Origin of the sequence: Delftia sp. 11MD (genome assembly GCF_050907895.1) — a bacterium.
Taxonomy (GTDB): Bacteria; Pseudomonadota; Gammaproteobacteria; order Burkholderiales; family Burkholderiaceae_C; genus Comamonas; species Comamonas tsuruhatensis.
In genome coordinates this window covers 4583924-4610837 of sequence record NZ_CP194333.1, presented here as the reverse complement: position 1 = coordinate 4610837, position 26914 = coordinate 4583924, and the positions used below count along the sequence as shown (strand labels likewise).

25 protein-coding genes are annotated in these 26914 nt (G+C 66.9%); 12 read left to right on the top strand and 13 right to left on the bottom strand.

Going from position 1 to position 26914, the window contains the following annotated elements:
* Position 1: 1 nt before the first annotated feature.
* From ACRSCF_RS21180 to ACRSCF_RS21160, 5 genes are all read right to left on the bottom strand, one after another.
* Complete coding sequence (locus ACRSCF_RS21180) at positions 2-1186, bottom strand: pyridoxal phosphate-dependent aminotransferase (protein WP_034367130.1); 1185 nt, start codon at positions 1184-1186, stop codon at positions 2-4.
* A 115-nt stretch (positions 1187-1301) separates the two neighbouring features.
* Positions 1302-1892, bottom strand: coding sequence for a transcription antitermination factor NusB (gene nusB, locus ACRSCF_RS21175; RefSeq protein WP_016450457.1), 591 nt, complete (start codon positions 1890-1892; stop codon positions 1302-1304).
* On the bottom strand, positions 1889-2359 hold the full coding sequence (gene ribH / locus ACRSCF_RS21170) for a 6,7-dimethyl-8-ribityllumazine synthase (protein ID WP_016450458.1): 471 nt from the start codon (positions 2357-2359) through the stop codon (positions 1889-1891). The genes nusB and ribH overlap by 4 nt, the downstream gene beginning before the upstream one ends.
* Positions 2360-2362: 3 nt before the next feature.
* Complete coding sequence (ribBA, locus tag ACRSCF_RS21165) at positions 2363-3484, bottom strand: bifunctional 3,4-dihydroxy-2-butanone-4-phosphate synthase/GTP cyclohydrolase II (protein WP_016450459.1); 1122 nt, start codon at positions 3482-3484, stop codon at positions 2363-2365.
* A gap of 212 nt (positions 3485-3696) precedes the next feature.
* The gene (locus tag ACRSCF_RS21160) at positions 3697-4011 is read right to left on the bottom strand and encodes a 2Fe-2S iron-sulfur cluster-binding protein (RefSeq protein ID WP_016450460.1); all 315 of its coding nucleotides are present in this window, start codon (positions 4009-4011) and stop codon (positions 3697-3699) included.
* A gap of 106 nt (positions 4012-4117) precedes the next feature.
* On the opposite strand from ACRSCF_RS21160, the gene ACRSCF_RS21155 reads away from it, so the two are divergent.
* The 5 genes from ACRSCF_RS21155 to gshA all read left to right on the top strand — a co-directional run bounded on the left by ACRSCF_RS21155 (position 4118) and on the right by gshA (position 9804).
* Entirely contained in the window at positions 4118-4549 is a 432-nt protein-coding gene (locus ACRSCF_RS21155) for a hypothetical protein (protein WP_432675085.1), read from the top strand.
* A 179-nt stretch (positions 4550-4728) separates the two neighbouring features.
* Positions 4729-4875 carry an ArsR family transcriptional regulator gene (locus tag ACRSCF_RS21150; RefSeq protein ID WP_126311695.1) on the top strand — a complete coding sequence of 49 codons (147 nt, stop codon included), beginning with the start codon at positions 4729-4731 and terminating at the stop codon, positions 4873-4875.
* A gap of 669 nt (positions 4876-5544) precedes the next feature.
* Positions 5545-6060, top strand: coding sequence for a CC0125/CC1285 family lipoprotein (locus ACRSCF_RS21145; protein ID WP_128422741.1), 516 nt, complete (start codon positions 5545-5547; stop codon positions 6058-6060).
* A 1036-nt stretch (positions 6061-7096) separates the two neighbouring features.
* A complete protein-coding gene (locus ACRSCF_RS21140; RefSeq protein WP_244386535.1) occupies positions 7097-8008 on the top strand; it encodes an SDR family NAD(P)-dependent oxidoreductase in 912 nt (303 codons plus the stop codon).
* Positions 8009-8274: 266 nt separating this feature from the next.
* Positions 8275-9804 (top strand): glutamate--cysteine ligase, encoded by a 1530-nt coding sequence (gshA, locus tag ACRSCF_RS21135; protein WP_034348046.1) that lies wholly within the window; start codon positions 8275-8277, stop codon positions 9802-9804.
* 7 nt (positions 9805-9811) lie between these two features.
* Here the strand turns inward: gshA and ACRSCF_RS21130 are convergent, their stop codons facing one another.
* Together ACRSCF_RS21130 and ACRSCF_RS21125 are read right to left on the bottom strand one after the other, a co-directional pair.
* Positions 9812-10024, bottom strand: a complete 213-nt coding sequence (locus ACRSCF_RS21130) for an oxidoreductase-like domain-containing protein (RefSeq protein WP_043791884.1) — start codon at positions 10022-10024, stop codon at positions 9812-9814.
* Between the two features lie 2 nt (positions 10025-10026).
* On the bottom strand, positions 10027-10269 hold the full coding sequence (locus tag ACRSCF_RS21125; protein WP_013803403.1) for a hypothetical protein: 243 nt from the start codon (positions 10267-10269) through the stop codon (positions 10027-10029).
* A gap of 168 nt (positions 10270-10437) precedes the next feature.
* Between ACRSCF_RS21125 and ylqF the strand changes: the two genes are divergently transcribed.
* Both ylqF and ACRSCF_RS21115 read left to right on the top strand, forming a co-directional pair.
* Positions 10438-11391: a ribosome biogenesis GTPase YlqF gene (ylqF, locus tag ACRSCF_RS21120; protein ID WP_244386533.1), complete on the top strand. Its 954-nt coding sequence runs from the start codon at positions 10438-10440 to the stop codon at positions 11389-11391.
* 126 nt (positions 11392-11517) lie between these two features.
* Entirely contained in the window at positions 11518-13806 is a 2289-nt protein-coding gene (locus ACRSCF_RS21115) for a putative bifunctional diguanylate cyclase/phosphodiesterase (protein WP_026062425.1), read from the top strand.
* A gap of 42 nt (positions 13807-13848) precedes the next feature.
* Here the strand turns inward: ACRSCF_RS21115 and ACRSCF_RS21110 are convergent, their stop codons facing one another.
* Positions 13849-15057, bottom strand: coding sequence for a M20 aminoacylase family protein (locus tag ACRSCF_RS21110; protein WP_034367124.1), 1209 nt, complete (start codon positions 15055-15057; stop codon positions 13849-13851).
* A gap of 233 nt (positions 15058-15290) precedes the next feature.
* Between ACRSCF_RS21110 and ACRSCF_RS21105 the strand changes: the two genes are divergently transcribed.
* On the top strand, positions 15291-16283 hold the full coding sequence (locus tag ACRSCF_RS21105) for a DHH family phosphoesterase (protein WP_016453896.1): 993 nt from the start codon (positions 15291-15293) through the stop codon (positions 16281-16283).
* On the opposite strand, the gene ACRSCF_RS21100 is transcribed toward ACRSCF_RS21105, so the two are convergent.
* Positions 16223-17092, bottom strand: coding sequence for a pseudouridine synthase (locus ACRSCF_RS21100; RefSeq protein ID WP_202396714.1), 870 nt, complete (start codon positions 17090-17092; stop codon positions 16223-16225). The two genes, ACRSCF_RS21105 and ACRSCF_RS21100, sit on opposite strands and share 61 nt — an antisense overlap.
* Before the next feature lie 228 nt (positions 17093-17320).
* Between ACRSCF_RS21100 and ACRSCF_RS21095 the strand changes: the two genes are divergently transcribed.
* Positions 17321-18319 carry a diaminopimelate dehydrogenase gene (locus ACRSCF_RS21095; protein WP_212646680.1) on the top strand — a complete coding sequence of 333 codons (999 nt, stop codon included), beginning with the start codon at positions 17321-17323 and terminating at the stop codon, positions 18317-18319.
* On the opposite strand, the gene ACRSCF_RS21090 is transcribed toward ACRSCF_RS21095, so the two are convergent.
* Positions 18316-19689 (bottom strand): MFS transporter, encoded by a 1374-nt coding sequence (locus tag ACRSCF_RS21090; protein ID WP_244386531.1) that lies wholly within the window; start codon positions 19687-19689, stop codon positions 18316-18318. The genes ACRSCF_RS21095 and ACRSCF_RS21090 overlap by 4 nt on opposite strands.
* Positions 19690-19779: 90 nt before the next feature.
* On the opposite strand from ACRSCF_RS21090, the gene ACRSCF_RS21085 reads away from it, so the two are divergent.
* Both ACRSCF_RS21085 and cls read left to right on the top strand, forming a co-directional pair.
* The gene (locus tag ACRSCF_RS21085) at positions 19780-20127 is read left to right on the top strand and encodes a MoaF-related domain-containing protein (protein ID WP_012204400.1); all 348 of its coding nucleotides are present in this window, start codon (positions 19780-19782) and stop codon (positions 20125-20127) included.
* Positions 20128-20496: 369 nt separating this feature from the next.
* The gene (gene cls, locus ACRSCF_RS21080; protein ID WP_016450472.1) at positions 20497-21948 is read left to right on the top strand and encodes a cardiolipin synthase; all 1452 of its coding nucleotides are present in this window, start codon (positions 20497-20499) and stop codon (positions 21946-21948) included.
* 64 nt (positions 21949-22012) lie between these two features.
* Here the strand turns inward: cls and ACRSCF_RS21075 are convergent, their stop codons facing one another.
* A complete protein-coding gene (locus ACRSCF_RS21075) occupies positions 22013-22855 on the bottom strand; it encodes an META and DUF4377 domain-containing protein (protein ID WP_016450473.1) in 843 nt (280 codons plus the stop codon).
* A 330-nt stretch (positions 22856-23185) separates the two neighbouring features.
* On the opposite strand from ACRSCF_RS21075, the gene ACRSCF_RS21070 reads away from it, so the two are divergent.
* Positions 23186-23764, top strand: coding sequence for a DUF2242 domain-containing protein (locus ACRSCF_RS21070; RefSeq protein ID WP_016450474.1), 579 nt, complete (start codon positions 23186-23188; stop codon positions 23762-23764).
* 24 nt (positions 23765-23788) lie between these two features.
* Here the strand turns inward: ACRSCF_RS21070 and ACRSCF_RS21065 are convergent, their stop codons facing one another.
* Positions 23789-24670, bottom strand: a complete 882-nt coding sequence (locus tag ACRSCF_RS21065; protein ID WP_244386529.1) for a peptidoglycan DD-metalloendopeptidase family protein — start codon at positions 24668-24670, stop codon at positions 23789-23791.
* A 94-nt stretch (positions 24671-24764) separates the two neighbouring features.
* Complete coding sequence (locus ACRSCF_RS21060) at positions 24765-26882, bottom strand: DUF3300 domain-containing protein (protein ID WP_244386527.1); 2118 nt, start codon at positions 26880-26882, stop codon at positions 24765-24767.
* Positions 26883-26914: the final 32 nt, after the last annotated feature.

Below are 26914 nucleotides of genomic sequence, written 5' to 3'. Positions count from 1 at the left end.
CTCAGGCCAGCAGGCGCTGCAGGCGGCGCACGGCCTCCTGCAGCTGTTCCATGGAGTTGGCCGTGGAAAAGCGCACGAAGTCGGTGGTCTCGAACGTGCCGAAGTCGCGGCCCGGCGTGATGGCCAGGTGGGCGCGCTCCATGACGGCGTAGGCAAAGTCCCAACTGCCCTGGACGCCGAGCTTGGCGGCAGCGGCACGGCAGTCGGCCCAGGCGTAGAAGGCGCCGTCGGGCTGCACGGGCACGGGCAGGCCCAGGGCCTCGAGCGCGGGGATGAAGAAGTCGCGCCGGGCCTTGAACTCGGCGCGGCGGCGTTCGTACTCGGCAATGGACTCGGGCTCGAAGCAGGCCAGGGCGGCGCGCTGCGAGACGGTGCTGGCGCAGATGAAGAGGTTCTGCGCCACGCGCTCGACCACGGGCACCATGGCCTCGGGCACCACCATCCAGCCCAGGCGCCAGCCCGTCATGTTGAAGTACTTGCTGAAGCTGTTGATGCTGATCACGTCCTCGCCCAGGGCCAGCGCGGTCTGGCCGAAAGCCGCATCGTACGAAAGGCCCAGGTAGATCTCGTCGATGATGGTCAGCCCGCCCCGGGCGCGCACCACGTCGAGGATGCGGCGCAGCTCGGCCGGCGCAATCGAGGTGCCGGTGGGGTTGGAGGGCGAGGCCAGCAGCACGCCGCGCGTGTGCGCGTTCCAGGCGGCCTCGACCTTGTCGGCGCTCAGCTGGTAGCGCTCGGCCGCCGTGGTCGGCACCATCACGGCCCGGCCTTCGGCTGCGCTCACGAAGTGGCGGTTGCAGGGATAGCTGGGGTCGGGCATGAGGATTTCGTCGCCCGCGTCGATGGTCGCCAGGCAGGCCAGCTGCAGCGCGGCCGAGGCGCCGGCCGTGACCACGATGCGCCGCGCCGGCACATCCACGCCGAAGCGCTGCGCATACCAGTGGCTGATGCGCTCGCGCAGCTGGGGCAGGCCCAGGGCCGGCGTGTACTGCGTGGCGCCGTCCTGCACGGCACGGGCCGCAGCCTCCTGCACCAGCGGGGGCGCGGTGAAGTCGGGCTCGCCGATGTTCAGGAAGATCATCGGCGTGTCGCTGTCCGCGCAGCCGCGCGCCATCTCCTGCGCCGCCTTGGCGATCTCCATCACGTAAAAGGGCTCAATGCGGTCGGCGCGGGTCGAAAACTTCATGACGGGTGAAATCCTGAAAGAGGCGCCCGCGCCCGGCAGGCGCGGGCGGGCCAGGGACGGCCGGATGCGGCGGGGCCTGTGCCCCGGTGGATGCAGGCGCGTGGCAGGACGCGCTTCAGCCGGCCTGGCCGGCCGCGTCGTCGGCCGCAGGCGCGGCCGGCGCAGCAGGCGCTGCGCTGCTCTTTGCGGCGCGGTCGTGTGCCACCTCATCGGCGCGCAGCGTGGGCGCCAGGCCGTTGAGCACGGCGTTCACGTACTTGTGGCCGTCGGTGCCGCCGAATTCCTTGGCCAGCTCGATGCACTCGTTGAGCACCACGCGCCAGGGCACGTCCATGCAGTGCTGGAATTCATAGACGCCTATCCACATGCTGGCGTGCTCGATGGGCGAGATCTCGGCCATGGTGCGGTCCAGCTTGGGGGCGATCAGTGCGTCCAGGTCCGCCTGGGAGTTGATGCAGCCGCGCAGCAGCGCGTCGTAGTGCACCGAGTCGGCCTTGTGAAAGCCCGACAGGTCGCGCGTGAAGCGGTCGATGGCCTCCACGTCGTTGCCGCCCACCAGGTGCTGGTACAGGGCCTGCAGCGCGAATTCACGCGCGCGGCTGCGGTTGGACTTGGAGGCGGCCTTGCGCGCGCCGGTGCTGGTCAGGCCGGTGCGGCTCTGGCGGGGAGGGCGTGCGGAGGCCGGTGTGGAGTGTTCGTCGCTCATGGTCGGTCAATGGTTTGGAGCAGGTTGGCCATTTCCACGGCGACCCGGGCCGCGTCGCGTCCCTTTTCGGTCTGGCGTGCAATGGCCTGCTCGGTGTTCTCGGTGGTGATGATCGCGTTGGCGATCGGCAGCTGGTAGTCCAGGGCCAGGCGCGTGACACCCGCACCCGATTCGTTGGCCACCAGCTCGAAGTGGTATGTCTCCCCACGGATGATGCAGCCCAGCGCCACCAGGGCGTCGTAGCGGTCGGACTCGGCCATCGCCTGCAGCGCCACGGGCACTTCGAGGGCGCCGGGCACGGTGACGTGGTCGATGTTTCCGGCCTGCACGCCCAGGGCCAGCAGCTCTTCGCGGCAGGCCTGGGTCAGGCTGTTGGTGATGCTTTCATTGAAGCGGGCCTGCACGATGCCAATGCGCAGTTGCGCACCATCAAGATTCAGGGCCTGGCCCTTTTCTGCGTTCAACATTTCTTATTCCTTGGGGATGTAGCCGCTGATTTCGAGGCCGTAGCCGGCCATGCTGGGCAGGCGGCGCGGCTGGCCCATGAGCTGCATGCGCTGCACGCCGCACTCGCGCAGGATCTGCGCGCCCACGCCATAGGTGCGCAGGTCCATGCGGCCGCGCTCGGGCGCCTGGGCGGCGCGTGCGCTGCCGTCGAACTGGGCCAGCAGCTGGTCGCCGCTTTCGCCGCAGTTGAGCAGCACGGCCACGCCGTGGCCCTGGCGGGCGATGTATTCGAGGCTGGTGTCCAGGCTCCAGGAATGCAGGGTGCGGCCGGTCTCCAGCGCGTCCAGCACGGACAGCGGCTCATGCACGCGCACGGGCACGGGCGTGTCGGCATCCCACTGGCCCTTGACCAGGGCCAGGTGCACGGACTGGCTGGGCAGGTCGCGGAAGGCATGGGCGATGAACTCGCCATGTGCCGTCTGCAGCGGGCGCTCGCCGACCTTGCTGAGCAGAGTTTCGTTGCGGCTGCGGTACTGGATCAGGTCGGCAATGGTGCCGATCTTCAGGCCGTGCTCGGCCGCGAACAGCTGCAGGTCGGGCAGGCGGGCCATGGTGCCGTCGTCCTTCATGATCTCGCAGATCACGGCGGCGGGGCTGCAGCCTGCCAGGGCGGCGAAGTCGCAGCCGGCCTCGGTGTGACCGGCGCGCATGAGCACGCCGCCGTCGACGGCCTGCAGCGGGAAGATGTGGCCCGGCTGGACCAGGTCCGTGGGCTTGGAGTCCTTGGCCACGGCGGCCTGCACGGTACGGGCGCGGTCGGCGGCGGAGATGCCGGTGGTCACGCCCTCGGCCGCTTCGATGGATACGGTGAAGGCCGTGCTGTACACGGTGCCGTTGCGCGCGGCCATGGGCGGCAGCTTCAGGTATTCGCAGCGCTCGCGCGTGAGCGTCAGGCAGATCAGGCCGCGGCCGAAGCGCGCCATGAAGTTGATCGCCTCGGGGGTGACATGGTCGGCGGCCAGCACCAGGTCGCCTTCGTTCTCGCGGTCTTCCTCATCGACGAGGATGACCATGCGGCCCGCGCGCATGTCGGCAATGATGTCTTCCACCGGCGAGATGGGCACGGGGGACGTGGAGTTGTTCATGGAGTGCCTTCTGGAGGAGCCGGGTCGTGCGGACGGGGCGCGGCACACGCGCCGGCTTCCTCGGCCTGGCAGGCGTCAGAAGTGGGCTTCCAAAGAACGTGTGGCGCGGCGCAGCCGCTGTCGGCAATCGGCATGACCCGGAATGACCTTGCGAAAGCGCACATTCTATTCCAGCGGCCATCGGCCGCAGGCGGCGCGGGCTTTGGCCGGATTCAGGGGCCGGGGTCCTGCAGCACCACATCGCCTTCGGGATAGGCGATGCAGGGCAGCACGCAGCCCTCGGCCCGCTCCTCGCGCGTCACGCCCGGCCATTCGATCTCGTAGCGCACGCTGCCCGACACCAGCTGCCCGATGCAGGTGCGGCAGGTGCCGTTGCGGCAGGAACTGGGCCAGTCCACGCCGCCCTGCTCCAGCGAGTGCAACAGCGGCTGGTCGGCCCAGGCATCGACCTGCAGGCCGCTGGGCGTGAGGCGGGCCGTGAAGAAGGGCGGGGAAAAAGGGGAGGAGGCGGGGGAATCCTGGCTCATGGTTATCAAGGGGGGGGGGCTGCAATTCTGTGGGGCGAAGGGTGTTTGTACCCTGTATCGGGCTCTGTATCGAGCCTATATCAGGCAATGCGCTAGGCTTGGCGCCATGCATATCAAGCCCTACCTCCTGCCTGTGCTCGTTTTCCTGCTGGTCGGTCCCGGTGTGGGCGTGCTGACCGTGATGCTTGTGGGCGCGGACGGTGCGCCGGTCCTGCCGGTGAACTGGCTGCTCGTCGTGTTCGGCTACGGCATAGGTGCTGTTCCTGCCGCTTTGGCGGGGATGATCTATGTGGTCGGCTGGCCTCTGAGGGGCCTGCTCAAGGTACTGAGCACCAGGGAGTTCGGCGCCGTGCTGGGTGCGGTGAGCGGTGTCGCCGCGCTGGCTGCATGCTTTTCAGCGACCTCCGGCACGCCGTTTCCCAAATCCCTCGGCGTCTATGTCTTTCCCCTGGTTGCCGGTGCCGTCTGCGGGGCGCTTGCAGCGCATGCGCGTGATGAGGCCTATAGGGGAGTGGGCTCGACTAGGGCTGAGTATTAGTTGGCTTGGTGACGAATGGTCAATTGGATATATGGTGATGCGACGAGTTGTGACCCGATCCGCATTGATCAATCCCAGGTCCTTGCAGGCGAGCGGCGCCTTCCCATCCTTCAACGTATCAAGGAGCTAGGAGCGCATTTCGCCCATCAAGCAATGGGAGAGATAGAGGCCATCGGTGTGTGACTGTGGTTGCAGAGATGCTGCAGATGATCCAGCCGACGGTACGCCGGCACCTGGAGTTCCTGAAACATGCGGGATTTCTTCATGCGACGAAGTCTGGCAAGTGGATTTTCTATTCCAAAGATGAGATCGTGCTGGACGGATAAAAGTCCTGGCTATGCAGCCAGATTTGATGCGCGAAGGCATCGAAATGGACAGTGGTGTCCCGGGCGGATGCATGGTGATGCTCTGCTGGGGTGTCTAGGACTTCATGCGGAGTCTGCTGATCGGTTAAATGGACATCGCCGAAAACCCCCTCTGGCTCGCAACAGTGCCACCTTGTCGGTCATCTTGTGCTTGCGCGAAAAGCTGTCATTTGCGACCTGAGGTGCTATTTTGACAATCTCATAGGCATTGCGATTCCGTCCGGCAATGTGCTTCGTAAACTGTGCGGCGGCTCTCAAGGCCTGCGCTACGCCTTGCTGGCCATGTTGGGTTTCAGTATTGCTTTCTTCATTTTGGCATATCTGCGGATAGTTCCCATGTCACCGCTGACTTCTTTTGCTTGGCGTTCAGTCAAGTAGTTTCTTTCATGGCTTAGGAAATTTTAGAAATGGAGCGCTGATTCAGTAGATGCGTGGATGCTGCGATTTGTAGCATTACTTATGCAATCGCTTTTGGTCAATGCAGAGTGGGGCTCTACATCTATGCATCTGGCGTTGGCAATCTTTAGCTCGTCGCCCCATTGGTCCGGTTTGAAGGTGCAGGTGTAATGGCCTCAGGCGGGGTTGGATGTGCATCGCTTTTGTGCTATAAACTGAATTGGATAAATTTTGTTGCAAAATTTGCGTAACGTTAATTTGATTTATATGAAAAAACTAAGTGCTATTGTTTTTGTGTGTCTTTTGTCTGGGTGTGCGACGCCATATCAGCCATATAGCTATTTGGGTGGTGGGGGTTATAAAGATGTCCAATTAAGTGAAAATAGTTTCAAAATTACCGTTGAAGCCAATGGTTATACAAGTAAAACTCAGGCGTCGGATTTGGCATTGCTTCGTGCGGCAGATTTGACGCTAGAGAATGATTTTAAGTATTTTGTGATAATTGGCTCTGCGGATGAGGGAGGTGGAGTGGTATACGCAGCCCCTGCAACCACGTCAGTAAATATATATGCAAATAAATATGGAGCCACGGGAACTGCTCAAACTTACGGGGGGCAAACATTTTATGTGGCATTCCCTGCTCCTGTCTTAACCATATTGGCGTTCAAAGATAAGCCAGCCATATCGGGTATGGTTTACGATGCGCAAATTACATCGCGCTCACTTAAAAATCAAATGAATATCAAGTGATTTTATTTGAATAATTGAAAATTGCAGTGCATGGGTGGCTAAAAGCATCAAATCTGTCGTGATAATTGTCGGCTTGATGGCGCCATTCATGTCCTCAGGTACGGAACCTAACATTAACTGCATTTTTCCTGACTTTGCTTCGGATTTATTGATTCCGCTAGGGCTGTTATTTGAAGCAATCGCTTCAGTGACTGGGCGTTCAGCTACAATAATTTTCTAAAGAACTTAACTGTTTTTGTGGAATGAGTGTCTGGAGAATTTTTAAATATAATAGTGCATATTGTCGATAAATTAACGGAATATACTTGAAGCCATTTTGCCAATCGGTGGATATGGTTTTATTGTCTAAGCGATTCAAGCCATGGCTGAAATTTACTGGGAGGGGCTTCGTATCGGTTTGCGTGGGTCACTGTTGTCTTTGCAAGGCTGACCTGGGCTCGTGAACGCCTGACTCGAAGCTGTTGAACGGGCTCCAGAGCCTGCTGATTGCCTATTTTTTGAGCAATTGGCTTGCTTGTTTGTCAAATCAATGACTTATGTTGCGAATTCGGCATTTTTGGCGGCTTGTCCACATGCTTGTCCAGTACGAACGGGGGTAAATGCGTACATGCGGGTTGCGCGGTGGATAAGCGGGACGCGGCCCGAAAATCCGGGGTCTTCTGCCCATTTTTTAAGCGTTACTCCTGTTTCTCTTTTGAATCAATGACTTGCGTGCCTTATCCCGCCCGCTGTGAAAGTTGTTCACAAGATTGTTCAGGGTGAGGCGGGATAAGTCGGGCACACGACTTGTGGATTTGATTAAAAAATAGGCAAAACGAAAAAATCGAATCAAAACAATTACTTAACCAGCCAGTCCCGAGCCTGCACATGGTTTTCCACAGGCTTGTCACGAAATGATGGGGACAAGGCCGGCGGGCCTGCCGCAGTCGCTTCGGCAACCGGAATGCGGCCGGCGTCCGTCTACATTGCTGGGTGGCCGGTGCCCTGCCATCCGGAGGGCGCAACCGGCATCCAACGACACAAAGGGAGCATCTCCATGGCGATTGAGTTTGAAGGCAGCGTGGCCATCGTGACGGGGGCCGGCGGCGGCCTGGGGCGCCTGCATGCGCTGGCGCTGGCGGCGCGCGGCGCCAAGGTGCTGGTCAATGATCTGGGCGGTGCGGTCGATGGCAGCGGCGGTTCGGCCACGGCGGCCCAGGCCGTGGTGGACGAGATCCGCGCGGCGGGCGGCCAGGCGCTGGCCAACGGCGCATCGGTCACCGATTTCGAGGCCGTGCAGGCCATGGTGCAGCAGGCCGTCGATGCCTGGGGCCGCGTGGACATCCTGGTCAACAACGCCGGCATCCTGCGCGACAAGAGCTTTGCCAAGATGGGCATGGACGACTTCCGCCTGGTGGTGGAAGTGCACCTGATGGGCGCGGCCCATTGCTGCAAGGCCGTGTGGCCGCACATGCAGGCGCAGAACTACGGGCGCATCGTGATGACCACCTCGTCCACGGGCCTGTACGGCAACTTCGGCCAGGCCAACTATGGCGCGGCCAAGCTGGCCCAGGTCGGCCTCATGCAGACCCTGGCCATAGAAGGCGCCAAGCACGGCATCCATGTGAATGCGCTGGCACCCACGGCGGCCACCCGCATGACGGAAGGCCTGATGCCCGAGGCCGTGCTGGCCGCCCTCAAGCCCGAGGCCGTGGTGCCCGCCATGCTGGTGCTGGCCCACGAAAGTGCGCCCACACGCACCACGCTGTGCGCAGGCGCGGGCGGCTTCGAGGCCGCCTTCATCACGCTGACCGAAGGCGTTTACCTGGGCCAGGGCGAGCAGGTGCCGGAACAGCTGGCCGCACAGCTGGCCCAGGTGCTGGACCGCAGCGGCGAACAGGTGCCCGCCAGCGGCGCCGCCCAGGGCACGCTGGAAGTGGGCAAGGCCATGGCTGCAGCCCGTCGATGACCAGGGGCCGGCCAGAGGTTTCGCCGCTGGCCGGCCGTCCCTTGCCCGGTATCAAGGCAGCGCCGGCCGGGAGGGCAAAACTCTGACATATTCCTTTCGCTCGCGGCGATCCCATGCGGGGCAACAGGCCAAAACGCGTGGTTAAGCGGACAGGCGCCATCGCGTTTCCTGCCGTTTCTCTATCATTCGGCGTCCGGGTCGGGTCCGCCGGGAATCCTGGTGGTTTCCGTGTGGGCCGATGCCCATCAACGAATCGGTAAACAAGAATGAAAACATCGCAGGCATCCATGGCGGTTCCCGGTCCTGAGCGGCTCAAGGGCATACGCCGTGGCATAGAAAAGGAGGGCCTGCGCGTGCTGCCTTCCGGCAGCCTGGCACTGACGCCGCATCCCCTGGCGCTGGGCTCGGCGCTCACGCATCCGCACATCACCACCGACTACAGCGAATCGCAGATCGAGCTGATCACCGGCGCGCGGCTGGGCGTGCAGGAATGCCTGGACGAGCTGGTGCAGATCCACCAGTTCGTGCTGCGCAGCCTGCGCGATGCGGGTGGCGAGATGCTGTGGTCGTCCAGCATGCCCTGCCAGCTGCCCACGGACGAGACGATTCCGCTGGCGCGCTACGGCTCCTCGCACTCGGGCCGCTCCAAGAGCGTGTACCGCATGGGGCTGGGCCACCGCTACGGCCGGCGCATGCAGACGATTTCGGGCATCCACTACAACTGGTCGCTGCCCGGCGTGACCAGCGACCAGTATTTCTCGCTCATCCGCAATTTCCGGCGCCATGCCTTCGTGCTGCTGTACCTGTATGGCGCGTCGCCCGCGCTGTGTCCCTGTTTCGTCGAGGGGCGCGAGCACCGGCTGCAGCCGCTGGGCAATACGGGCCAGGCGCTGTACCTGCCCCACGCCACCTCGCTGCGCATGGGACGCCTGGGCTACCAGAGCGATGCGCAGGCCAGCATCAACGTCAGCTACAACGGCCTGGAAGGCTATGCGAATTCGCTGTACGACGCGCTGACCCAGCCCTATCCCGCCTATGAGATGCTGGGCGTGCGCAACCCGGGCGGCGACTACAACCAGCTGGGCACGGGCCTGCTGCAGATCGAAAACGAGTTCTACGGCACCATCCGCCCCAAGCGCACCGTCAGCCGCGGCGAGCGCCCGCTGCACGCGCTGCGCGAGCGCGGCGTGGAGTATGTGGAGGTGCGCCTGATGGACCTCGATCCCTTCGAGGACGTGGGCATTGCCGCGCCCACCATGCGCATGCTGGACGTGTTCCTGCTGCACTGCCTGAACGCCGACAGCCCGCCGGATACGCCGGACGAGATCGCGGAACTCAAGCACAACCAGCACCTGACGGCCGAGCGCGGCCGCGAGCCGGGCCTGCAGCTGGTGCGCGCCGGCCGAGAAGTGCCGCTGCGCGACTGGGCCCATGAAGTGCTGGACCAGTGCCGACCCTACGCCCAGGCGCTGGACAGCACCCACGGCACGCAGGACTACAGCGCCGCCCTGGCCCAGGCGCTGGAGCGCCTGGAGCACCCCGAGCGCACGCCGTCGGCCCATGTGCTGGGCGAGCTGACGGGCGCATACGGCAACAGCTTTGCGAACTTCACGCTGGCCCGGTCCGAGCAGGCCCGCGACTCGCTGCTGGCCCTGCCCTGGAGCCAGGCGCAGCAGCAGCGCTTCGAGCAATGGTCGGCGCAGTCCGTGCAGGAGCAGCGCGACATCGAGGCCGCGGACACGCTGTCGTTCGAGGAATGGCGCCTGCGCTACATGGCGCCGGAGAACCTGCGCTGAGCGCGCTTTAACCCCGCCCGGCGCCCAGCGCCTGGCCTGCGTCCTCGCACCAGAACAGCACGGCGTCGTAGAAGCCCTCCCAGACGCAGCCGTTGCAGCCGCGGCCGCAGCAGCTCGTGGGCTGGGGCGGCACAGGGCGCAGTGCAATGCCTGCGGCCTGGGCGCGCTGCTGCCACAGCTGGATCTGCGACAGCGCCTGCTCCAGCGGCCCCTGCACCATGCTCAGCGCCGCGCCTTGCTGCGGCGCACCGCAAACAGCACGATGAAGGCCGTGCCCAGCAGCAGGGCGAACCAGCCGACCAGGTACGACTGGGCCATCATCTGCACGATGCCCCCGGGCGCCATGAACTGTGGCGCCAGCAGAATCACCAGCCCGATCACGGCGCAGGTCACGCCCTTGATCAGCAGTTCGATGTCTGCCTTGCGCGAGGCGGAGCGGGACGAGGGGGTATCGGGCAAGGACATGGGCAGTGAGGCTGGGCGTAAAAGCGGGGGACAATTGCGGTTTGCGCAAGAAAAAATGGAAGTCTGCGGGTTGCGCCGGGGCGCCGCGCGTTGTTGCATCCTGTCTGCGCAAGCCATGAATTATCCTTGCGCCCCTGCCAGTCCCCCCGTTTCCCAGAAAGTAATCCCATGGCCATACAGTGGTTCCCCGGTCACATGAATCTCACGCGCAAGGTGATCACCGAGCGCGTCAAGGAAATCGATGTGGTCATCGAAGTGCTGGATGCGCGCCTGCCGGGGTCGAGCAGCAACCCGCTGCTGCAGGAGTTGACGGGCCACAAGCCGCGCCTGCAGGTGCTCAACAAGCAGGACCTGGCCGATGCCGCGCGCACGCCGCTGTGGCTGGACTGGTACAACGCCCAGAGCGACACGCGCGCCATTGCGCTGGACGCCTCCGAGCCCGCGCCCACGCGCCGGCTGATCGAGGCCTGCAAGCTGCTGGCGCCGAACCGTGGCGGCATGGCCAAGCCCATGCGCGTGCTGATCTGCGGCATCCCCAACGTGGGCAAGTCCACGCTGATCAACTCCATGAGCGGCAAGCGGCAGGCCAAGACGGGGGACGAGGCCGGCATCACCAAGCTGGAGCAGCGCATCGTGCTGGCCGACGACTTCTACCTCTGGGACACGCCCGGCATGCTGTGGCCGCGCATCATCGTCGAGCAAAGCGGCTACAACCTGGCCGCCAGCGGCGCCGTGGGCCGCAACGCCTATGACGAGGAACTGGTGGCGCTGGAGCTGCTGGGCTATCTGCAGAAGAACTACGCGGACATGCTGGAGGCGCGCTACAAGCTGGGCCTGGACAACGAACGCATCGCCGCCCTGCACGACGACGAGCTGCTGGACGCCATCGGCCGGCGCCGCGGCGCCATGATGGGCGGCGGACGTGTCAATGTGCAAAAGGCGGCCGAGCTGGTGCTCACGGATTTCCGCGCAGCGGTCCTGGGCCGCATCACGCTGGAGACGCCCGAGGAGTACGCGCAATGGCTGGCCGTGGGCCAGCAGCGCGATGCCGAGCGCCAGGCGCGCAAGGACGCCGTCAAGGCGCGCAAGCGGCCGCTGCGCGAGCGCAAAAGCGCGCCCTGAACCGGCGCCCGCATACCCTGTTTGGTGCAAGAGCGCGTCCGACCGGGGCGGTGGCACAACCACCACAGCCGCAGGCGGCGCCGACCGCTAGCATGTTGAGTGTTCTTTCTCTGTTGGGGCTTTTTCATGCGGCGTCATCGAGTCGAGGCGGAAACCCATTTGTCCCTGCGCAGGGTGGTCCTGGTGGGCAGCATATGGATCACCAGCCTCACCGTGATGCTGGCCATGGCGCTGCTGATGCAGGACCCCGTTCCCTGGCTCAGCGTGCGGCTGAACCTGGTTGCCGCAGGCGTGAGCTTCGGTGCCGTGCTGCTGGGCTGGCGCCGGCACTGGCGGCTGGCCTCCAATGTGCTTGTCTGGGGCACCTGGACGGCGGCCGTGACCGTGGTGGCCGCCACGGGCGGCGTGCAAAGCGGCTCGGTGCTGGCCTTTCCTGCCCTGCTGGTCATGTGCGCCTGGGTGCTGGGCGTGCGCACCACGCTGGTCATGCTGGTCCTGTCCGTGCTGACCATGGCCGGTTTCTGGGTGGCGGGCCGGGAAGGCGTTGACTGGATCGGCCAGCGCGAGACCTCGCCCGTGTTCTCCATGCTCTACTTCGTGGGCATGCTGGGGCTGACGGGCACGGTCACGCTGATGGCGCGGCGCAGCCTGATCCGCCGCGCCCAGGAGCTGCAGGACACACTGGGCGCGCTGGAGCAGCACCAGGACGATCTGCGCAAGTTCTACCGCGCCGTGGAGCAGAACCCCGAGAGCATCGTCATCACCGACGTGCACCAGAACATCGTCTATGTGAACGAGGCCTTTTTGCAGCGCACGGGCTTTGCGCGCAACGAAGTCCTGGGCCAGCCCACGCACCGCTACTCCACCATGGGGCTGGATGCTCCGGCCTGGGAAGAGGCGCTGCACCAGCTGGGCCGGGGCGCGCTGTGGCGTGGCCAGATGACCAACCGCACGCGCCAGGGCGAGGACCTGCCCGAGGCCGTGCTCGTGGCGCCGATACGGGCCTCGGACGGCAGCATCGTCAACTACGTGGAACTCAAGCAGGACCTGTCCGAGCGCATGCGCGCGGAGCGCCAGATCCATGCGCTGGCGCATTTCGATGCGCTCACCGGCCTGCCCAACCGCCTGTCGCTGACCCAGCGGCTGCGCGCGCTGGCGCGCGAGTTCCGCGAGGGCGGCAAGGGGGGCGAGCCGCGCCACGGCCTGCTGCTGCTGGACATGGACCGCTTCACGGCCTTCAACGACGTGCGCGGCACGGTGCGCGGCGACGCGCTGCTGGGCGCGCTGGCGCTGCGCCTGGCCGATGCCCTGCCCGACGGCGTGCTGCTGGCCCGCATGGGCGCCGACGAATTCGCCGTGCTGCTGGAGAAGGCAGGCCACGAGGCCGCCGAGGTCGACCAGCACATGCGCGCCCTGGCCCAGGTGCTGCAGGACGCGCTGGAGCGGCCGCTGTGGCTGGAGGAAACCGGCGAGGAAGTGCAGGCCAGCTGCAGCATTGGCGCGGCCAGCTTTGCCGCCTCGCGCACCGACAGCGGCGGCCATGACGTGCTGCGCCGCGCCGGCGTGGCCCTGCACCAGGCCAAGCAGGCCGGTCTGGGCCAGGTCGTCATCTTCCAGCCCGACATGGCCGAGGCCGTGGGCAAGCGCTTTCGCATCGAAAAGGACCTGCGCCGCGCCATCCCTGCCGGCGAGCTGCAGCCCTACCTGCAGTCCCAGGTGGACCGCATGGGGCGCTGCGTGGGCGCCGAGGTGCTGGTGCGCTGGAACCATCCGCGCCTGGGCATGGTCGAGCCCGGCGACTTCATTGCCGTGGCAGAGGAGTCGGACCTGATCGTGCAGCTGGGAGACTGGATGCTGGAGCAGGCCTGCCGCATGCTGGTGCGGCCCGAATTCGTGCAGCACGGCTGGCGGCTGTCGGTCAACGTCAGCTGGCGGCAGTTCCGCCAGCCCGATGTGGTGAACAAGCTCAAGCGCATCCTGGCCACCACCGGCGCCGACCCGCGCCGGCTGACGCTGGAGGTCACGGAAAGCGTGGTCATGCGCGACGTGGACGAGGCGCGCGAGCGCATGACCGAGCTGCAGCTGCTGGGGGTGGAGATGGGGCTGGACGACTTCGGCACCGGCTATTCATCGCTGGCCTATCTGCAGCGGCTGCCGTTCCGTGAACTCAAGATCGACAAGTCCTTTGTGCAGGACTGCCATGCCTCGCCCGGCAATGCCGCCATGGTCGAGGCCATTTTGCTCATGGCCCGTCGCCTGCATCTGCGCGTGGTGGCCGAAGGGGTGGAGACCGAGGAGCAGGCCGGCACCCTGCGCGCCTGGAACCAGGATGTGCTGTTCCAGGGCTACCACTACGGCAGGCCGCTGCCTGCCGCCGAGTGGGTGGATCTTCAAGTGGGGGCGGCCGGCGTGTGAGGCCGTAGGCGCGACAGGGTCGCGGCCCTGGCGCGGCCTGTCTCAGTCCCTGGCCTGGTTGGCGGGCTGCTCCAGCCAGCGGCGCGCCAGCAGATCCCAAAAGCGTGCGCCACGTCCCAGGTTGTCGTCGTTGAAGTCGTAGCCGGGATTGTGCAGGCCCACGCCGGGCTGGCCCGTGGCGGGACCGTTGCCTATCCAGCCATAGGCGCCGGGCACGGCCTCGAGCATGAAGCCGAAGTCCTCGGCCGTCATGGCCGGCAGGATGTCGGCGTGGGTGCGGTCCTCGCCCACCGCCTCGCGCATCACATCGGCCATGAAGCGGGCCTCGTGCGCGTGGTTGGTGGTGTTGGGGTAGCCGGGCTTGAGGATGAACTCGGCGCGGCACAGATGGGCCGCCGCCACATGCTCGCTGATGCGCTGCATGCCTTCGATGAACATCTGCTGCGTCTCGGTCCTGAGGGCGCGCACCGTGCCGAAGATGCTGGCCTCGTCGGGAATGATGTTTTCCACCGTGCCGCTGGTGATTTTGCCCACGGTGAGCACGGCGCTGTCCAGCGGATCGGTGCTGCGCGACACCAGGGTCTGCAGCTGGCCGACGATGGCGCAGGCCACGGGAATCGGGTCCAGCGTGGTGTGGGGCATGGCAGCGTGGCCGCCCTTGCCGTGCACGCGGATCTCGAAACGCAGCGTGGACGCCATGATGGGCCCCACGCGCACCGCCATTTCGCCGGCAGGCAGGGCAGGCCAGTTGTGCAGCGCGAACACGGCCTCGCAGGGGAATCGCTCGAACAGGCCATCGTCCATCATGGCCTTGGCGCCTGCGCCGCCTTCCTCGGCGGGCTGGAAGATCAGGTGCACCGTGCCATCGAAATCGGGCTGCTGCGCCAGCAGCGTGGCCGCACCCAGCAGCATGGTGGTATGGCCGTCATGGCCGCAGGCATGCATGCAGCCCGGGTTCCGGCTGGCGTGGCCGAAGGCATTGAGTTCCGTCACCGGCAGCGCATCCATGTCGGCACGGATGCCGAGGCTGCGGCCCGGGTTGGCGGCGCTGCGCCCCCGGCCGTGGATGCTTGCCACCACGCCGGTCCTGCCCAGCCCGCGATGCACCTGCAGCCCCAGCGCCTGGAGATAGGCCGCCACCTTGTCGCCGGTGCGATGCTCCTCGTAGCGCAGCTCGGGGTGGGCATGCAGGTCGTGGCGGAACTTCAGCAGGGAGCCGAGATGGGGGGTGATGTCGGGTGTGGATCGCATACAGGGGCCGCGACGGCCTGCACGCCAAGCGGGTCCGCAGGCGGTCGCAGCAATTCAATGACAAGGCGGACATGATAGGTCCTGGGGTTTGCCTATGCCGTCTGCCGCGCCGATAGGCCTTGTGCTGCCGCGGCTTTGCGCTACGTTCTTTGATAGCTGCCCGCGCAATGCCCTGGCCCGGGAGTTGGCGCAGATGCAGGGGAATGGCGCCAGGACCGACAATCGCCCCCATCATGAAAAACACCATCCTGCCCCTGCAATTGTTCGTGCGCCCCGAGCATGACGATCCCCAGCCCCTGATCCTGTACCACGGCCGCCGCTGCCCGGACGGCTATGGCGCGGCGCTGGCGGCCTGGCTGTTCTACGGCGGGCAGGCCGAATTCCGCGGACTGGACCATGGCGAGATCCAGACGGCCGACGACCTGGGCGAGCTGGCCGGCCGCGCGGTCTACGTGCTGGACTTCGCCTTCGAGCCCGAGCTGATGGCCGAGATCGAGTCGCGCGTGTCCAAGCTCGTGGTGCTGGACCACCACAAGAGCGCTGCCGAAAAGCTCACCGGCTACCAGTGCCGCTGCGGCGTCGTGCACTTCGACATGAACAAGTCCGGCGCGCGCCTGGCCTGGGAGTTCTTCCAGGCCGACAAGCCCGTGCCGGGCCTGATCCGCTTTATCGAGGACCGCGACATCTGGAAGTGGGAATTCGCCGAGAGCGCGGGCTTTCTCGCGGCGCTGGACATGGAGCCGCGCAGCTTCGAGCGCTGGGCCGAGATCGCGGCCTTCACGCCCGAGCAGGAAGCTGCCTTCATGGCACGCGGCGGCGCCATGGACGAGAAATTCCAGAAGCTGTGCGCCGACATTTCCGAGTCCGCCCAGCCCCTGGTCTTCAACGGCATGCAGGGCCTGATGGTCAACTGCCCCGGCATGTTCCACAGCCAGGTCGGCGACCTGCTGGCGCGCCAGAGCGGCAGCTTCGCGCTGATGTGGCATGCCAGCACCAAGGGCGTGAAGGTCGGGCTGCGATCGCGCTCGGAGTTCAACTGCATTGCGCTGGCCGAAAGCTTCGGCGGCGGCGGCCATGCCCAGGCCTGCGGCTTCAAGATGGGCAACGAGCGCCTGGTGGAGCTGCTGTCGGGCGTGCTCAAGGCCGATGCCTCGGCCGACTACGCCTACGTGGCCGCGCCGCTGATGGAGCAGCCTGAAACGGGCGCGCCTGCCGAAGCTGCCTGATCCAGCCCGGCCGTCGCCGGCAGGCCCGCACAGGCCTGCCAGCCGGGCAGGGCGCACAGCGCGCGCCAGTGCTGCACATCGGGCACATGGCCCAGCCGGCTCCAGTCGGCCTCCAAGCGCAGCGGCTCGCCCGTCATCGGGTGCGCCAGCTCCAGCGCATGGGCATGCAGCCACAGCCGCTGCAGGCCCAGGCGCTCGGCCCACCAGCGGTTCAGCGGCCCCTTGCCATGCGTGGCGTCGCCAATGATGGGATGGGCCACATGCTTGAGATGGCGGCGTATCTGGTGGCGGCGGCCCGTGGCAGGCAGCGCCTGGACCAGCGAAATCCGCGTGGCCGCATGGCGCGGATCAAAGGCCTCGGGCCATTCGAGCCGGGCCAGGCAGCGCAGCGCAGTCCGTGCGGGCTGGGCTGGCGCGTCCTCGGGCGCATCGTCGGGTCGGAGCGCGTGGTCCACCTCCACCGCATCGGGCAGCCAGCCGCGCACCAGCGCCAGGTATTGCTTGCGCACTTGCTGCCCGGCAAACGCCTGGCCCAGCCGCTGCGCGGCCTGGGCATGCAGGGCCATCACCAGCACGCCGCAGGTGCCCTTGTCCAGCCGGTGCGCAGGGTGCACATGGCAGCCCAGCTGGTCGCGCAAGGTCTGCAGCACGAAGCGCGTCTCGTGCGCGTCCAGTCCCGTGCGGTGCACCAGCCAGCCTGCGGGCTTGTAGACCGCCACCAGGTGCTCGTCGCGCCAGAGGATGTGCAGCGGTGCGTCGCCGCACTCCGAGGGCAGCGGCTGGGCGATGGGGGATGAGGGCTGGGACATGAGGGCGTGAGTGTAGGCGCTGCTGTCCACCACGGCCCACGACCCTCTCCCAATGCCCCTGCCCAATATCGCCGCTCAGTACCCCCGCGCAGGGCAACGCAGTGCTGCCCGGCAGTGCACGACTGGCGGCTCCTTGGCGATGCAAGATCGCGCCTGGTTCTGCGCTGGCGCATGAACCTCATTTTCGAGCCGCAGTTTTTGAACCTCATCGCAAAGGCACCGCACCGCATGGACCATCGCAGCACCGCTCCCATCCGCATCGCCATCGTCGGCCACGGCAACCTGGGCCGTGGCGTGGAGGCGGCCATTGCCCGCAACCCCGACATGGTGCTGGCCGGCATCTACTCCCGCCGCGATCCGGCGCAACTGCGTCCGCTGCAGCCCGGCACGCCCGTGCACGGCATGGACAGCCTGCTGGCCCATCGCGCAGGCATCGACGTGCTGGTGCTGTGCGGCGGCTCCAAGGACGACCTGCCGCAGCAGTCCCCCGCGCTGGCCGCACATTTCAGCCTGGTGGACAGCTTTGACACGCATGCGCGCATTCCCGGGCATTTCGAGCTGGTCGACGCGGCGGCCCGCGCGGCGGGCACCACGGCGCTGATCTCGGCCGGCTGGGACCCGGGCATGTTCTCCCTGCAGCGCCTCATGGGCGAGGCCCTGCTGCCCGATGGCGCCACCTACACCTTCTGGGGCAAGGGCCTGAGCCAGGGGCACTCCGACGCCATCCGCCGCATTCCCGGCGTGGCCGGCGGCGTGCAGTACACCATTCCCGTGGACGAGGCCGTGCAGCGCGTGCGCAGCGGCGTGCGGCCCGAACTGTCTGCGCGCGAGCGGCACCGGCGCGAGTGCTTTGTGGTGCTGGAGCATGGGGCCGATGCCGACGGCGTGCGCCAGGCCATCACCGGCATGCCGCATTACTTCGACGAGTACGACACCACGGTGCACTTCATCAGCGCGCAGGAGCTGGCCCGTGACCATGCGGCCATGCCGCATGGCGGCTTCGTCATCCGCAGCGGCAGCAGCTCCGATGGGCTGCGCCATTCCATCGAATACCGGCTGCAGCTGGACAGCAACCCGGAGTTCACGGCCAGCGTGCTCGTGGCCTACGCGCGCGCCGTGCACCGGCTGCAGCAATCGGGGCAGACGGGCTGCAGGACCGTCTTTGACGTCGCGCCCGGCCTGCTGTCGCCCAAAACTGCGCAGCAGCTGCGGGCCGAGCTGCTTTAGCCCTGGCCCACGCGGGCCGCGTCTTCCAGCCGGTCCACGTCGCGCAGCGGCTTGAACAGGGTCATCCAGCTGCCGACCACGCCCAGTGTGCACAGGCTGCCCACCACGGCAGCGGGCACCGCGCCCAGCCAGGCGGCGCTGGTGCCGGCACGGAACTCGCCCAGTTCGTTGGACGAGCCGATGAACAGCATGTTCACCGCGTTCACGCGCCCGCGCATGGAGTCGGGCGTGGAAAACTGCACCAGGGCCGAGCGGATGTACACGCTCACCATGTCGGCCGCGCCAGCCAGCATCAGCGCCGCCATGGACAGCCAGAACCAGTGCGACAGCGCAAACACCAGATTGGCCACGCCGAAGATGGCCACGGCGGCGAACATCACGCGGCCCACATGGCGCTGTATGGGGCGGGCCGACAGCCACAGGCCCATGGCCACCTCGCCCACGGTCATGGACGAGCGCAGCAGGCCCAGGCCTTCGGGCCCGACCTTGAGCACCTCGTGCGCGTACACGGGAAGCAGGGCCACCACGCCGCCCAGCAGCACGGCGAACAGGTCCAGCGAAATCGTGCCCAGGATGATGGGGCGCGTGCGGATGAAGTGGATGCCTTCGCCAAAGCGCAGCCACAGCGAGCCGCCGGCCGGCGCCATGGCTTCGGCATAGCGCACGGGCACCGTGCCCAGCAGCAGCACGGCCAGCACCAGGGACACGCCGCAGACCGCATAGGTCAGCACGGCGCCGCCCCAGGCGTAGAGCAGGCCGCCCAGCACGGGCGCCGCGATGGCGGCCGTGCGCATCAGCATGCTGTTGGTGGCCAGCGCCTGGGCCAGCTGCTCGCGCGGCACGATCTGCGGCAGCAGGCTTTGCAGGGCCGGCCCCGTGAAGGCGCGGCTGCAGCCGAACAGCACCAGCACGGCGTAGATCCAGTGCACATCGTGCGCGGCAGCGCCTTCGTGCCAGGACAGCCACAGCAGCAGCAGGGAGCACAGCGCCGCCACGGCCCAGCTGCCCGACAGCAGGCGCTTGCGGCTCATGCGGTCGCTGAGGTCGCCTGCCGGAATCAGCAGCGCCAGCATGGGCAGGAACTGGGCCAGTCCCACATAGGCCAGGGACATGGGGTCGCGCGTCAGGTCGTAGACCTGCCAGGCGACGACCACGGCCTGCATCTGCTGGGCGAACATGGACAGCATGCGCGCCATGACGAAAGGGACGAAGGCGCTGTTGCGCAGGCCGGCGGCGGGGCTGTCGGCCGAAGAGGGGGGAAGCGGGGAGGAGGGCAAGATCGGAAGTCCGTGGCAGAGCACGCGCAGTATCTGCGAAATGCCGCCGCCCTGCAGGCCGAACCGCCTGCGCCATGCTGCCGACGAAGGCATGCGGCCTGCTCCCACAAACACCGGGGACGCGGCGCGTGAACATGCCATCACGGGTCAGGCCAGAACCCCGCATCAGAGGAGCAACACACCATGTCCATGTTGTCCATGCAATACGCCGGCACCTTGATCGGGCGCGAAGCGGTCATCGATTTCCCCGATAGCAAGGCTGATGTGCGGTACACGCCGCAGGGCCAGATGGTCTGGCATGTGGTCGATTCCCTGGGCCATGTGTCCGACGGCTGCGAACGGCTCAGCTACCTGCAGGTCAGCGACAGCCTGCACTTCCTCAACTGGATCGAGAAAACCGGTTTCACCGTCAGCCAAGTCATCGACACGGCCCAGGGCACGGTGCAGGCCTTCTGGTCGTTTGCCGACCCGGCCAGCGAGGGCGGGCACCGCTCCTCCATGTTCGTCGAAGGCCGTTTCCGCTTCCGTTGAGGCGCCCGCCTGCACGGCGCAGCCCGGCCGCGTGAAACATTGCGGCATCTGCGCGGTCTGCCTGTTTTTTCAGCGCCTGCGGCAAACCCATGGCTGGCGCGGCAATGCAGGGTTGTCCCGAAGCTTGTCCACAGGCAGGCCCACAGTCGCTGGGCATAACCGTCACGCCATCGTCATTTTCTTCATCCAACGGAAAAGTTCCGTGGGATGTGTGCGTGTACTTTCGTCATGATTCAGGTTTTTCGTGGAATTCTGTTCCTGTATCCATGGCCGGGGGGGTAGCCGCCCGCCGCAGATCAAGGCCCGTGCCCCCGTGAAACATTGCGCGCCTGAGAAACAGGTCCGCAATGCCGCCGCTATGCTGGCCGCATGACCTGGCTGCTTATCGCATTGCATCTGCTGCTCATCGCGGGTTTCGGCCTGCGCATCCTTTTGCGTGACGATGTGCGCCCCGACGTTCGCATGGGCTGGCTCACCGTCATCGTGCTGCTGCCCTACGTCAGTTGCGCGCTGTACTACCTGTTTGGCGAAGTCACGCTGCGCCGCCGCGGCCGGGCCCGGTACCGCAAGGTGCAGGACTTCGCCGCAGGCGCTGCCATGGACCACGGCGCCGCCGTGCCGATAGCGGGCATCGCCCCGCAGTGGCAGGCTGCCTTCGGCTATGCGGCCTCCATCAACCGCTTTGCCGCGCAGCCGGGCCACACCGCGCAGCTCATGGCCGATGGCGCCGAGGCCCGCGCCCGCATGCTGGCCGACATGGACGCCGCCCAGCATGAAATCAACGTGCTGTACTACATCTGGCTGGCTGATCACACGGGCACGGCCGTGGCCCAGGCGCTGGTGCGCGCGGCACGGCGTGGCGTGGTCTGCCGCGCCATGGTGGACGGCCTGGGCTCGCGCGCGCTGCTGCGCACCGACCTCTGGCAGCAGATGGCCCAGGCGGGCGTGCAGCTGGCCGTGGCCCTGCCCACCAGCCATCCGATCCGCGTGATGTTCACCAGCCGCCTGGACCTGCGCAACCACCGCAAGATCACCGTGATCGACCAGCGCATCACCTACTGCGGCAGCCAGAACTGCGCGGATGAAGCCTTTGCCGTCAAGGCCCGCTATGCGCCCTGGGTCGATGTCATGCTGCGCATGCAGGGTCCTGTGGTGGCGCAGATGCAGCAGGTGTTCGCCAGCGACTGGGCGCAGGCACGCAGCGTCGCCCAGGTTCCTCCCATGCCGTTGGCTGTCCGGTCCGCAAACGGTCTGCCCGACCGGCCTGCAGGCGGCTTTGCCGCCGTCGTCATTGCCGAAGGCCCGGCCGAGCGGCCCCGCTCCACCTCGCAGCTCGTGTCCACGCTGCTGGCCAGCGCACGGCGCGAGGTCGTGATCTCCACCCCTTACTTCATTCCCGACGCCACGGTGCTCGAGGCCCTGTGCGCCGCCGCCTGGCGCGGCGTGCAGGTCAGTCTCATCCTGCCCGCGCGCAACGATTCCTGGATCGTGGGCGCGGCCAGCCGCAGCACCTACCGCTACCTGCTGCGTGCCGGCGTCATGCTCCATGAATTCCGCCCCGGCCTGCTGCATGCCAAGACCCTGTGCGTGGACGGGCAGGTGGCTTTGCTGGGCTCCACCAACCTGGACCTGCGCAGCTTCGACCTGAACTTCGAGAACAATGTGCTGCTGCAGGACGAGGCCGTGACCCAGGCCATCCGCCGGCGCCAGGCCGACTACATCCGCCAGTCCGACCGCATCACCGCCGCCCAGGTCCACGCCTGGCCCTGGGGCCGGCGCATCTGGAACAACCTGCTGGCGATGCTCAGTCCGGTGCTGTGAGGCGCAGCCCACAAAAAAGGCCTGCGCAGTGCAGGCCTTCAGGGCTGTGGGGCAGCAGGCGCGCTCAGCGGCCCACGCGCTCGCTCTCGACCACCATGTCCAGTACATAGGCGTATGCCGATGCGTCGGCCGGCACGTTCTGGCGCTTGTAGCGCTGGATGCGCAGCACGTTGCGGATGCCGGGCTCGTGCTTGTAGCCCTCGATCTCGCTGTAGAAGTTCTCCCACTCGCCGGTGGAGGTCTTCACGCCGTTGTCGCCGTAGCGGATCTCGCGCACGCGCAGGCACTGGAAGTCCTTGATCAGCGGGTGGTTGCAGGCCGTGCGCTGGGGCGCCACTTCCAGGAAGATGCGTTCGCCTGCGCTGCCGTACTGGGTCTGGGCCGTGGGCGAGCCGTCGAGCTGCCAGCGCGTGCCGTCGATGAAGGTGAGCGTCAGGCGCGCAGGCTGCTTGCCTTCGCCCAGTTGCACGGACCATTGCTTGGCCGTGGGCAGGATGCGGGCCACCTTTTGCTCCAGCGCCATCAGCTGGTCGTCATCGCAGGCCATCAGCGTGCTGGCGGCGCGCTGGGTGGCGATGCGGTTGCCTTCGGTGCGGTAGCCCGTGGTCACCACGTTGCACAGGTTCTTGACGGCCAGGCGCTGGTCGGCGAACTCCAGTTGCAGGGGCCGCTTGCGCGAGGCGGCCGTCAGGAACCAGCTCTGGTCCTCGGTGCCCTGGGGCGTGAAGGCCTGGCGAAGACTCCAGTGGTAGGCGGTCAGCGATTGGGCGTCACCGGGCGGGCCGGCAGGAGCCGACACCTGGGGCTTGGCACCGTCTTCGGCGTTGCCGCCCTTGTCGATATGGCTGCAGGCGCCGAGCCCCATGGTGACGATCACGGGCAGGCACCAGGTCCAGCTTGGCTTCATGTTGAGTTCCTTGGTTGATGGGTACAGGTACAGGCGCAGCGGCGGCAGGCTTGGGCAGCCCGGGTGCGGCATGAGCCGCACCGGCCCTGGCCGAACCGGGGCACCATAACGCAGATGCGCGGCGGCGCTTGTCAGAACGGGGCGCTATTCACATTCGTTTGCATCTATTTGATGCAGACGGAAAAACCGATTGCTGCAAAGTTGCCGGCCATTGCATTGCGCTCGGGTGAGAATAGGCGGCCAGCCGCCATGCCATCCGCAGGCAGCGGCACCGGAGCAAGGAGCAGGTTCGTGTATCGACGTTGGAGTGCAGCAAACAGGGTGCGTGGCATGCGCTGCGCAGGGGCTTTGGCCGTCATCATGGTGCTGGCGGGCTGCGGCTCGACGATTCCCCAGCATGTGCCGGTGCAGGAGAGCTTCGGCTCCACCGAGACCTTCTCGCGCATGTTCGATGCCTCGCCGGCCCAGACCTGCGAGGCGGCGCGCCGCGCGCTGCTGAGCCAGGGCTACATCGCCATGGCGCGCACGGCCGAACTCATAGAAGGCAGCAAGAGCTTCCAGCCCGACCCGGAGCTGAACCTGCAGATGAACATCCGCGTGGTCTGCGTGCCGGAGACCGCCGACGGCCAGGTCAGCATCGGCTTTGTCACGGCGCTGCAGGACCGCTATACCCTGAAGAAGAGCGCCAACTCGGCCAGCCTGGGCGTGGGTGCGCTGGGGTCCGTGTCGCTGCCGTTCTCCTCGGGCAGCGACTCCATGGTCAAGGTGGGCAGCGAGACGATTGCCAAGAGCGGCTTCTACGACAGCTTCTTCGAGCTGGTCTCGCGCTACCTGGCGCAGGACCGCGACTCCATCGCCGTGCCCACGCCGGTGGCGCCGCAGAACACGATTCCCTCGGCCGACCACTGACGCCGGCGGGCGCCGCGGCCCCGTTCACGCCGCCAGGAACAGCGCCGGGTCCACCATGCTGCGGTTGAGCATCACGCCCCAGTGCAGGTGCGGGCCGGTGACGCGGCCCGTGGCGCCGACCTTGCAGAAGGCCTCTCCCGTGTCCAGCTGATCGCCCAGCTTGCACTGCACGCTGCTCAGGTGGCAGTACATGCTCAGCAGGCCGCCGCCGTGGTCCAGCCACACGGTGCCGCCGTTGAAGAAATAGTCGCCCACGTCCACCACCTTGCCCGGCAGCGGCGCGACGACGTTGGTGCCGGTGGCTGCCGCGATGTCCATGCCGCTGTGCGGATTGCGCGGCTGGCCGTTGAACACGCGGCGCAGGCCGAAGCTGCTGCTGCGCCGGCCCGGCACGGGCTGGCGCATGCGCAGGTCGCCGGGGCGTGCGGGCGGCTCGGTGAACAGCGCCATGATGGTCTGCTGGTGGGCGCGCTCACGCTGGTAGCGCGCATCGTCCTCGGGCGACAGGTCCACGGTCTTGGGCGAGACCTTCAGGCGCTGCTCGGTGTACTTCTTGTCACGCACCTCGTAGGCCAGGGAGCGCGCTGCGCCTTCGCCCTTCACGGTCACGCTGTGGGTGCCAGGTGCGGCCGACAGCGCAATGCCGACCACGGCCGTCCATTCGATCATGTCGCCCACCACCAGCACGGGCACGTCGCCGGCCAGTACCTGGGGCCGCTGGGATGCGGGCCCCAGCGACAGGCGGGCCACGCCGCCGGGCACGCGGCTGTCATGGGGCCAGGGGGATTCGCTGGAGGGCGCTGTGGCCTTGGCGGCCCAGGAGGGAAGGATCAGGCCCGCGCCCGAGGCGCACAGGGATTGCACGAACAGTCGGCGGGAGCGGGGATTCGTCGTCGGTATCTGCATGGATGAAGCGGCGGGCTTGGCGCCGGCATGGGGCCGTTATCGATCGCCCCATTGTCCGCCAAGCGTGCGCCAAGCCAAACCTCTGCCGGGCCGTTCAGCGGTCCCGGCGTTCGTCACGTCCGCCGCGCCGTTCCTGCGGGCGGGATGCGTTGGCCATGCGCTGCTGCTGTTGGCGCTGCTCCTGCTGCGCGCGGGCCTGCTGCTGCTGGGCGCGCGCCTGGGCCTGCTGTGCCTGCTGGAGCTGCATGCGTTGCTGCTGCGCCTGACGCTCCTGCATCTGGGCCTGTCGTTGCGCTTGCTGCTGCGCCTGTTGTTGGGCCTGCATTCTGGCCTGCATCTGCTCCTGCGCACGGGCTTGTTGCTGTTGCTGTTGTTGCTGCAACTGCTGCTGACGGGCCTGCATCTGCGCCTGTTCGCGGGCCTGGTCCCTGGCCTGCACCTGCATCTGCATCTGTGCCTGGCGCTGGGCCTGTTGTTGCTGCCGTTGCTGCCGCGACTGCTCCTCGCCGCGCAGGCGGGCGGTCTGCATCTCCATCTGCTGTTGCTGCTGCTGGCGCATGCGCGCGGCATCGGCCATGGAACGGTCGCGGTCCTGCCGGTCCTGCTGCCGCATGCCCTGCTGCGCGGCGGCAGACGACCACGAAGGCACGCGGGAATCGCGGCCCCGCTCGCCCGGTATGGCGGCAGCGGGCAGGGCGGCTGGCGGGCGCTGCACCCCTGCAGCCTGGGTCGAATGCGGAGCCTGCGGCCACTTGCCGAACTGGCCCGGCTGCGAGGCCGGCACCGGGTTCATCCTGGGCTGCAACGCTGCCTGCGGCCGGTCATCGGGCCGCAGGCCCGGGCGGCCGCGATCGGCGCCGTCATGCCGGGCAGATCCTTGCGTGGCGCCGGGCGGCAGCATGCCTTGGGAAGACGCCGGCGGGCCGCCCTGCGGTGGCCTCAGGCCCAGCCGCTGCGGCATGCCGCCATGCGCTGCGGCGGCCGCGCCTGCCAAGCCGGCGGCGCCGGCCAGGGCCGCCGCGGCCATGCCGCCCGGGCGCGGATCGCCGCCCTGTGGCGGGTTGGGCGGGTTGCCGGCAGGGCGGGGCTCGACGTGCGGGTTGTTCGCGATGTGGGTGACGTTGCCACCGTTGTTGATCTGCGTGTTGCGGATGTTCTGCACCACCGTGGTCGAGCGCGTCACATAGGTGTTGTTGTTGTAGATCACGGCTGGCCGGCGCGAGGGCGGTGGCGGCGGCTCGTTGCGGTGCCAGCGGTAGCCGGGCTCGCCCCAGCGCATGCCCCAGGAGTTCCAGCCCCAGGGGCGACGGTCCACGGACTCGGCGAGGATCACGCCTGCGCCAAAGCCGATCAGCCCCGCCACCACGGGCGCGGCCGAACTGCCCACGTAGACGGGCTGCGGCGCCACGATGGGGCGGTAGCCGCCATACACCGGCAGCGGCTCGCCATACACCACACCCGGGTCGTACTGCGGCACATAGACGGTGTCGGGCTGGGCGGGAGTGATCTCGATGAACTGCGAGGGCGCATCGATCACCGGCACCGGCAGCATGGACGACAGGGGCTCGCCCATGTCCTGGGGCGCTGGCTGGGGATCGCGCGGCGGGGCATCGGCCGCGGCCACGGCCACCTTGAGCCGGCTGGAGTCCTTGAGCGTTCCGGCCTTGTAGGCGCGCTGGCGCATTACCTGGATGGCGTTCATCACGTCGGCCGGATCGTTGTAGTAGGCCCTGCCCAGGGCCGTGGTCCAGGGAATGTTGGAAGACAGCTGCGCCAGCACGTTGGGAAACTGGGCCAGGGACTTGACCGACGGGTCCCAGTCCTGGCCGTTGACGGCGTCCTGCAGCTCCTGGGGCTTGAGGCCCGGGTTCTGCCCCAGCCAGACCTCGGCGGCGCCGACCTGGTCGGGATAGGTGGAGGCGGCCAGCACCTGGGCCACGAGCTTGTCGGGGTACAGCGCAATGGGCGCCACCATCTGGTAGAGCGTCTCGGCCGACGGCGGCACATAGGCCACGGGCGTGGCGACGGGCTGGGCGCTTTCGGTGGCAGGCGGCAGCGGCACGCTGGCGGCCTGCGGGGGCTTGTCCTGGGATTCGTTGCAGGCGCTCAGCGCCAGGGCGGCGGCCAGGCCCAGCACGCTCAGGCGCAGGGCGCCGGCGTGGGAAGCTGAGGGGGCCATGGTGCGTGCTCTGGGCACGGCGGATTGCAGCATTGCGTTCTCCTGGGCAGGAACGCCTTGCGCGC